This is a genomic window from Streptococcus sp. sy004 (assembly GCF_007859205.1).
Lineage (GTDB): Bacteria > Bacillota > Bacilli > Lactobacillales > Streptococcaceae > Streptococcus.
This window is the reverse complement of record NZ_VOHP01000005.1, coordinates 67,037-75,846: the sequence shown is the minus strand read 5'-3', so window position 1 is coordinate 75,846 and position 8,810 is coordinate 67,037. Positions and strand designations below refer to the sequence as shown.

The following is an 8,810-nucleotide window of genomic DNA, read 5'->3' as shown; positions in this document are numbered from 1 at the left end:
ACGTGATACTACCTTAGGACGTGATACTACCTTAGGACGTGATACTACCTTAGGACGTGATACTACCTTAGGACGTGATACTACCTTAGGACGTGATACTACCTTAGGACGTGATACTACCTTAGGACGTGATACTACCTTAGGATGTGATACTACCTTAGGACGAACTGTAGTTTTTGATTTTATCTTTTGCTTTGATGACCGATTAAAGAAATTCTTAATAATCTTGGTTATGTCTTTGACCTTATTTTTGCCTTGTTTTATTATATCATTTGTTTTTTTACCAACTTTTTCAAAAAATTTGTATGCTTTTGAATTTCTAATTTTAGGTAAGACATTAAAGACAATAGCAATTGCTAAAGCTCCTAACGTCCCTGACGCAACTCCATCAAACCACCCTAAATCTTGCTTATACTTCTGAGATTCTCGACCTTTACGAAAGGCTTTTTTAGATATTACATCACGATTCAACACTTGACCAAAATAATCTCTCAAACTATTATCAAGATAAGCTTTGGAAGAATAGAGTCGATATATATTCCAAGCATCAGCATCTGTAGGTAAATCCTTATTTTGATAACCAAAACTGGTTAGTCTATCTCCTGTGTAAGAATTTAACATAAAAAAGATATCTTTTGAATCTTCTTTAAAATCCTTACCAGTTAAACTCATTGTCATTATTCTTTTTATTAACTCTTTCTTCCAATTACTTTCATAACTACTGGCAATAGGCATAGCTAGATGAGGGAGATCAATTGGATAAAATCTATAATTTTCATCATCAAGATTATCTATAGCTGTAGATTCTATTAATTTTTCAAACTCATCATATCCTGATAAATTTCGAAATTCTTTAGGATTAAAATCATTAACCATTCTTTGACTTTTGCTCTTTTCATATATGATGCCTGAAATAGCATTAGCAATAGCATGATTAACTTTAGTCATGTTTTTCTTACCGTATTTTTTCTCAGCTAGTTTTCGCACTTCACGTAAATAATTAAAGAAAATATCTTGATCGTTTTTAGTTAATCCAGTATTAATATTGATACTTGTTGATTGATTATAGTTTTTCAGATTATTATCATATAAGGTTTGAATGACCATCCTCTCTAATAATGATGGCGCTCCTGTATTTGTTTGTCTTGCATTTAATTGAGTATTGGTTGATACTGAATTTTTTAATACTCCTTGATTCATAAATGAAAACATAGAATTTCTTGATAAAATTTCACCAGTTACAACAGGAGTGACAAAGTTTCCCATAACTCGTCTAGGCCATTGATTCGCTACAATGGCTGGTTTTGATGAAACTAACTGATAATTCCGTACCTCTGTCGAGAAAAATTTTGAAGAAGTAGAAATATTTTCTTTTACTACTGGTCTAGCTATTTTTAATGGAGAACGTCTTTGCAGCGGAACAACTGGACGACTTGTTTTCTGAGCTAGTTTAACGACAAGGGGTTTAGGGATAGTCTTAGCTTTATAGAGAGTCCGATGATAAAAGACAACCAATTTATCAGGTTGGCGAGGTTCCTTGACTATCTTAGGTTCTTTAGGATTAAGAACTTCCTGAGGTTTTACTGGTTCCTTAATAGTTTTCAGAAGAGATAAGCCAGGAGCTTCTGGTTTTTGAGGAGCTATCGGTCTAGTTAGCTCAGCATAACTTGGTTCTACTGGCATGCTTGGTAAGATTGGTGCTTTTGGTAACTCAGTTTTTTCCAGAACTGGTGCTACAGGAGCAAGGGGTTCTGGTCCTAGGACACCTTTTGCCTTGACATCGCTATTAAAGGCAAACCAGTAAGCAAAACCGTCGGTATTTCCAAAAGTAAAACGAATCGTTTCAGTTGATTTCCCAACAATAGCTCCAATATAGGCATCAGGACTCTCGGCACTATCCCAACCAGGAGCAAAAGTTTCCTGATTGACATCAGAATAGTTCATGGCACGACCATCTTGCAAGGTAATGGTTGAACCTGTAATTGGGTAAAATGTGCCATTGTAGTCGGCAACATATTCTCCTTTGCCATTTTGAGAATTAACACTGGCAAAACTAGTTAGGGCATAATACTGCTCTGTCGGAATAATTTCTTGATCATTAGCGTCAAAAAATTGTACCTGCATTGCCATTTTAAAAGAAGAAGTCGTTTGGTCATCTTTATTGTAATTATGGACATAGGCTGTAACCGTAGGGTCATGTATGGCTTGAAAGATCACAGAACGGTCATAATGAGTACTATCTAACAAGATATAGGTGTAGCGAACACGTTTTAGTTGATAACCTGAGAAACTAGAATTTTCCAAGTCACTATAGTCCACCTGAACACTATCTCCAATCTGCATGTAAGCTGCATTCCATTGACCTTTACTGGTCACAGTTGTAACTTCAGGCTTGAACATAACTGTTCCTGGATCCAGCCAACTAACAGAGTTTTTAGTGACAGCTTCCAAGTCCGCTGGAGATAGAAAACGTCCTGTAAAAGTTTGAGTGGCATTTGGTTCAGAACGAAAAATGAGATTCTGAGCAAGAACTTCCGTCAGATAGCCTTGTTGACCAAGTTTTGATTGTGCTTCTGCGTACTCTTCATCATATCTAGCTTTGGCCAGTCCGTAGATTTTCAGCTGTTCACGGTAACGGGTTTGCCCATCATCATAACGTTTAGTGGCTTTTACTTGTTCTTCTTGAGCCTTTTCATAGGCTTCTTTATCCTTTTGATAAGCAAGAAGGTCTTGTTCATAGCGAACCTTAGCTTCTTCAAACTGTTGTTTAAGTTTATCATTAGTCAATAAACCATTCTCATACTGTTCAAGCTTGCTTTGATATTTGGCAAGTTCTTCTTGATAAATGGTAAGTGCCGACTGATAAGCAGACTCTTTTTCTTGATTTTCCTGAGCGATTTTTTGATTTTCTGCCTGATCACGCTCATAACTAGCCTGTTCTTGACGATAAATGGCCAAGTCATTCAAATAATTTTCATAAACTTGACGATCTTTCTCATAATTTTCCTTTTGAGTCAAATAATCTTGATAGGCTTTTTGTTCTTCAACATAGGTCTGCTGTGCTTCTTCTGTCAATCTAATCGCTTCTTCAACTTGTTTGACTTGTTCTTGACGGTCCTTATCAGCTGCAACTTCATTATCAAACACTTGCTCATCTGTTTCAACCAGTGTAAGACCTGCCTGCTCAGCCTTATCAAGAACTTGCGATAAATCAGACGCTTTGTCTAACGATTGACTAATCTCTGTAATATCCTGTTTAGCTTCCTCAGCAGTAACCACTATAGGCTCTTGTGATAAAACCACTGTACTAAACAATAATAGACCTATTGAGTGATAAATCACTTGTTTCTTTTCCATCCCTAATACTCCTTTCTAATCTCAAGTTCATTATAGCATAGCTACCAAGGAATTTCTAAAAAAATAAAAGCGATTACACCAACTACTCTACAAGTCCTTATCATGATTCTGATTGATTCGCTCATTTTTTGGGGGCAAAGTTCTTTTGTTCGTCATTCTCTTCTGCCCTTTTTGGGCAAGACACTTCCGTTCGTGATTCTCTTTTGCTTTTTTTTTGGGCAAGGCTCTTTCGTTCGTCATTCTCTTCTGCCCTTTTTAGGCAAGATATTTTTATTCGTGTGTCTTTTCTACACCAAACAAGTCGAAAAAACCGTTTTGAGTTTTTATAAAAAATGACTTCCTCAAGCAACCAAAAACAGCCCTTTCCATAAGAGGTAAGGACTGTTTTTTATGATAATCTATTAACCTTTCATTGATGACGCGGCTTGGTCTAGCACCTGCATCACTGCTCGGCTATGATCCAAATAGGTCTGAGCTTTTTGATAATCTTTTGTTGTAATCATCTCATTGAAAACGATAAATTCATCTGCCATACGGTGATGAGCTGCGTTTTGGTTAATCACCTGTATGTCCTGACCATTTAGGGCTAGAGACACTTGTGGCAGACTATTGGTTGGACCATTGACAACCAAAGACCCTTTGTTCCCTTGAATGGTTGAGGTAATGGCTGCACTAGAATCTTTAGAGCCGATACACACCACCTTAAAGTCTTGATAATCCATCACCAAGAGCCCTGACGTATCCACCCCTTGATCCATGTTGGGCAAATACTGGACACTATGTGGTGCACCAAATAAACCAACTACCAAGTGAATATTGTAAATATTCAAATCTCTAAGAGCCCCGCCACCTTGTTTAGGGTCAAAAGCTGGGGCAATCTCGCCACGTTTGAAGGCATCATAACGTGATGAATACTGAGAGTAATTACAAGTCACGACCTTAATCTCACCCAACTGATGTAAATTCTCTTTTAAGTAGGTAAAATTCGGCAAATATTGGTTAGTAATAGCTTCCAAGAGCAAGAGTTGACGCTCCTTAGCTAATACCACCAAGTCTTCTAATTCGTCTGCTGTCATGGTAAAAGGCTTTTCACAAATGACATGCTTGCCAGCCAACAAGGCCTTTTTGGCATACTCGTAGTGCAAATGATTGGGCAGGGCAACATAAATGGTATCAAGTCGCTCATCTGCCAAAAGTTCTTCATAATCACTGGTTACAAGTGGTAGTTGATAGGTCTGTGCCAATTCCTTTGCCAAAGTCAGACTCCTTGGGGTAGATAAGATACCTACTAGCTCAAGCCCCTCAATCTCCGCCAAGACAGGCAAGACTTCCTTGACAATCATGCCTGTTCCTAAAATTCCTAGTTTCATTTATACTCCTTCTGGTCGATAGACCACCTCAAATTCTTCACAAACGACCAAACTATTTTCAGTAAAGGTCAACTGACCTTTTTCTAAACATTGACTAAACAAACCCCAATGCACTTGACGCCAGTAAGCTAGACTACGATCACCTTCTCCTTCCTTGTCGGCATGCTCTGCCGATACCTCCTTAAAAGGAACGACGGTCACCTTGGTCGTTCTAATCATACACACCGGATCATCTTGACTATTCAAAATAATGCTATGATCGCCGACCTTGACAAGCGGTTCATCATGAAGTAGATACTCATCATAAGCCGATGCTGTTGCTGTTTTTTTACCATCCAAGACCAACTGGGCCAATTGATCTGGCTCAGCTCCAAATTGCCAAGCTTCTATGTGGCTATCACAATCAGGATAGATTGCTTGATAGGCTCTTATCATCTCTTCTATTGTCATAACAAATTCCTTTTCCTACTTCAAACTCCAACCACCATCAATGCCAATAATCTGTCCTTGCATGGATTGTGCCTTACCACTGGCTAAAAACATAGTTAAATCTGCTATTTCTTGAGGTTGCGTCCATCGTCCAATCGGCGTTTGCTCGGCAACCCAGTCAGCCATGCCGCCCTCTTCAAAATCACTTTGGGTCATGCCTGTCTGGACAGCACCCGGAGCAATCCCAAAGACTTGAATTCCCTCTAAGGCATAGTCCAAGGCCAACTGCTTGGTCAAGCCAGCCAAGGCATGCTTACTAGAGGTGTAGGCTGCACCACCCCCACCTGCTAGCTGACTAGCAATCGAACACATATTGATGATGATGCCTTCTTTTCGTTCAATCATGTCTGGTAGATAATGGCGAATCAACTTCAGCGTTGCAAAGAAATTTACCGCAAAAACCTGCTCAAAGACTTCTTCTGAACAAGTCAGCAAAGGTTGATAGTCATCCAAAATCCCCGCTGTATTACAGAGAATATCCACGCTTGGCAGTTGTTGAAAAAGAGGAGCTAAGTCCTCTTGTAAATCTAGTTGAATAAATTGGAAATCTCCTGTCAAGTTGGGGGCATAAGCCTTATCCACACCGACTACTCGATAGCCTTGTTCTAGAAAACTAGAGGCTTGAGCAAGGCCGATACCACTTGACACTCCTGTCACCAATACCGTCTTAGTCATCAACTGCTACCCAGTCTGTTGCCAAGACATCACAAGAGGTAGGGCTCCACATTGAAAATCCCTCGCCATCCCCTGAAACATTGATGAGAAAATAAGGTGTTGCCTCCAATTTCTCACCGTTAATCTCAATGGTATCAAACAGTTGAACATAATTTTCAGCCCCAGCCCAGCCTGTACGAACGTATTTTTTCTTGGCTTTAAGGCCTGGTAAAATTTCTTCAAAGGTCATCTTTTTCTCCTTAACCAATTACACTACCATTAGGTACTTGTTCATCAACGGTCAACAGGGTCAATTTTCCATCATGTTCGGCAGACAAAATCATCCCCTGACTAATCAAGCCCATCATTTTTCTTGGTTTTAGATTGGCTACAATTTGTAATTTTTTACCTAAGAGTTCTTGTTCATTAGGATAATATTTAGCAATTCCTGATAGGATTTGACGATCTTCGCCATCTCCTGCATCCAATCTAAACTTAAGTAATTTATCTGACCCTTCAACCTTTTCAACAGCCTTAACTTCTGCCACACGGATTTCCACCGCATCAAAGGTGTCAAATTTGATAGCTGACTTGCTGGATGTCAATTCAACTTTTTCTGGATCCCACTCGATTTCTTCTTGTGGTTTGTTAGCTGCCATCTGTTCTTTAATATAAGTAATTTCATCGTCCATGTCTAGACGTGGGAAAATCGGTGTCCCTTTTGCAACAACAGTCAAACCACTTGGCAAATCAGATAAGTTAATAGTTGACAACGATGTCACTTTCTCCATGCCCAACTGCTCCATCACCGCTTGGCTAGTCGCCATCATGAACGGCTCAATCAAGTGGGCAATCACGCGCAAGCTAGCTGCTAAATGACTCATGACACTCGCCAGTTCATCTTCTTTACTAGCTTCCTTAGCCAATACCCAAGGCGCTGTTTCATCAATATACTTATTGGTACGCGCAATCAAGCTCCAAACTTCTTCCAAAGCCTTTGGATAATTTACACCATTCATATAAGCATGGAAGTTCTTAATTGCTTCTGCTGCACAAGTTTCCAAGTCAGCATCAAAGGCTGTCACTTGACTGACAAAGGTCGGCACCTGACCATCAAAATATTTGTTAATCATTGCCACTGTTCGATTGAGCAGATTACCAAGGTCATTAGCCAATTCATAGTTAATACGGCCAACATAATCTTCAGGGGTAAAGGTCCCATCTGATCCTACTGGTAAACTTCTCATGAGATAGTAACGAAGAGAATCCAAGCCATAACGCTCAACCAACATTTCTGGATAAACGACATTGCCTTTTGACTTGGACATTTTACCATCTTGCATGACAAACCAACCATGAGCCACTAATTTTTTTGGCATTGGCAAATCAAGTGCCATAAGGATAATCGGCCAGTAAATCGAGTGAAAACGTAAAATATCCTTGCCTAGCATGTGCACATCTGCCGGCCAGAATTGTTCAAATTGGCTTGTGTCGTCTTGTCCATAACCCAACGCCGTAATATAGTTGACCAAGGCGTCAATCCAAACATAAACAACATGCTTAGGATTTGATGGTACCGGCACTCCCCAAGTAAAAGTTGTTCGTGAAACTGCCAAGTCTTCCAAGCCTGGTTCAATAAAGTTTTTCAACATTTCATTCATGCGACCTGCTGGCTGCATGAACTCTGGGTTCTCTTGATAAAAAGCAACCAAACGATCTGCATACTTGCTTAGACGCAAGAAATAAGACTCTTCAGACACCCATTCGACTTCATGGCCTGATGGCGCAATACCACCTGTCACCTGACCATTTTCATCACGGAAAACTTCTGCCAGTTGGCTTTCTGTGAAAAATTCTTCATCAGACACACTATACCAACCAGAATATTCCCCCAAATAAATATCATCTTGGGCCAATAAACGTTCAAAAATCTTACCCACGACTTCTTCATGATAGGCATCTGTTGTTCGGATAAATTTATCATAAGAAATATCTAATAACTGCCATAATTCCTTGACACCTGCTGCCATCTGATCAACGTAGGCTTGTGGCTCTAAGCCAGCTTCTTGTGCCTTATCTTGAATTTTTTGACCATGCTCATCCAATCCAGTCAGATAAAACACATCGTAGCCCATCAAACGCTTATAGCGAGCTAAAACATCACAAGCAATCGTCGTGTAGGCTGACCCTATATGAAGCTTACCACTAGGATAATAAATCGGTGTTGTAATATAAAATGATTCCTTTGCCATTAGCTTTCTCCTTATTATCATCTCAAATATAATCAGTCTATTATATCATAAAATAAAGGCAAAACCTACCTTGAATACTGAGTAGGACAAGAAAAAACAGACTGATTTAACAGCCTGTTTCATCAACTATTTTGCTTCAATCAACCCAACATCACCATCTTCACGTTGGTAAAGTACATTGGTCTTGCCATCTTCTGCATCAACATAGATAAAGAAATCATGACCCAAGAGTTCCATTTGTAACAACGCTTCTTCTAGAGTCATTGGCTTCAAATCTAGGTTTTTAGTTCGTACAACTTTCAACTCTGTAGTGTCTTCTGAAACTTCCTGCACAAATTCAGGTGTAAAGACTTGACTTGTCGCCACTTTTTCACGATGCTTTTTCATGATTTTAGTTTTGTTCTTACGGATTTGACGCTCAATCTTATCGACAACTAAATCAATCGAGCCGTACATGTCTTGTGACATATCCTCAGCACGAAGGGTTAAGTTACCTAATGGAATCGTCACTTCAACCTTGGCTGTTTTTTCACGGTAAACCTTTAAATTGACCTTGGCAGTTAACTCTTGGTCTGCATGAAAATATTTTTCAACCTTTGCTAATTTGTTTTCTACATAAGATTGAATGGCTTCAGTAACCTCAATGTTTTCACCACGAACATTATATTTAATCATAAGCAGTACCTCT

General features: G+C 39.3%; 7 protein-coding genes. All 7 read right to left on the bottom strand.

Translation table 11 applies throughout. The features are described from left to right. The coding region (locus FRX54_RS05370; protein ID WP_146461824.1) for a GbpC/Spa domain-containing protein at positions 1-3,357 on the bottom strand (3,357 nt) is incomplete at its 3' end. Positions 3,358-3,758: 401 nt separating this feature from the next. Next, positions 3,759-4,727, bottom strand: coding sequence for a Gfo/Idh/MocA family protein (locus FRX54_RS05365; protein ID WP_146461822.1), 969 nt, complete (start codon positions 4,725-4,727; stop codon positions 3,759-3,761). After that, positions 4,728-5,177, bottom strand: a complete 450-nt coding sequence (locus FRX54_RS05360; RefSeq protein ID WP_146461820.1) for an ASCH domain-containing protein — start codon at positions 5,175-5,177, stop codon at positions 4,728-4,730. Positions 5,178-5,192: 15 nt separating this feature from the next. Beyond that, positions 5,193-5,891 carry a 3-oxoacyl-ACP reductase gene (locus FRX54_RS05355; RefSeq protein WP_146461818.1) on the bottom strand — a complete coding sequence of 233 codons (699 nt, stop codon included), beginning with the start codon at positions 5,889-5,891 and terminating at the stop codon, positions 5,193-5,195. Continuing rightward, positions 5,884-6,120 carry a DUF2829 domain-containing protein gene (locus tag FRX54_RS05350; protein ID WP_146461816.1) on the bottom strand — a complete coding sequence of 79 codons (237 nt, stop codon included), beginning with the start codon at positions 6,118-6,120 and terminating at the stop codon, positions 5,884-5,886. The genes FRX54_RS05355 and FRX54_RS05350 overlap by 8 nt, the downstream gene beginning before the upstream one ends. A 10-nt stretch (positions 6,121-6,130) precedes the next feature. Further along, positions 6,131-8,122, bottom strand: a complete 1,992-nt coding sequence (gene metG / locus FRX54_RS05345) for a methionine--tRNA ligase (RefSeq protein ID WP_146461815.1) — start codon at positions 8,120-8,122, stop codon at positions 6,131-6,133. Positions 8,123-8,248: 126 nt separating this feature from the next. Continuing rightward, positions 8,249-8,797, bottom strand: coding sequence for a ribosome hibernation-promoting factor, HPF/YfiA family (gene hpf, locus FRX54_RS05340; RefSeq protein WP_146461813.1), 549 nt, complete (start codon positions 8,795-8,797; stop codon positions 8,249-8,251). Positions 8,798-8,810 lie beyond the last annotated feature (13 nt).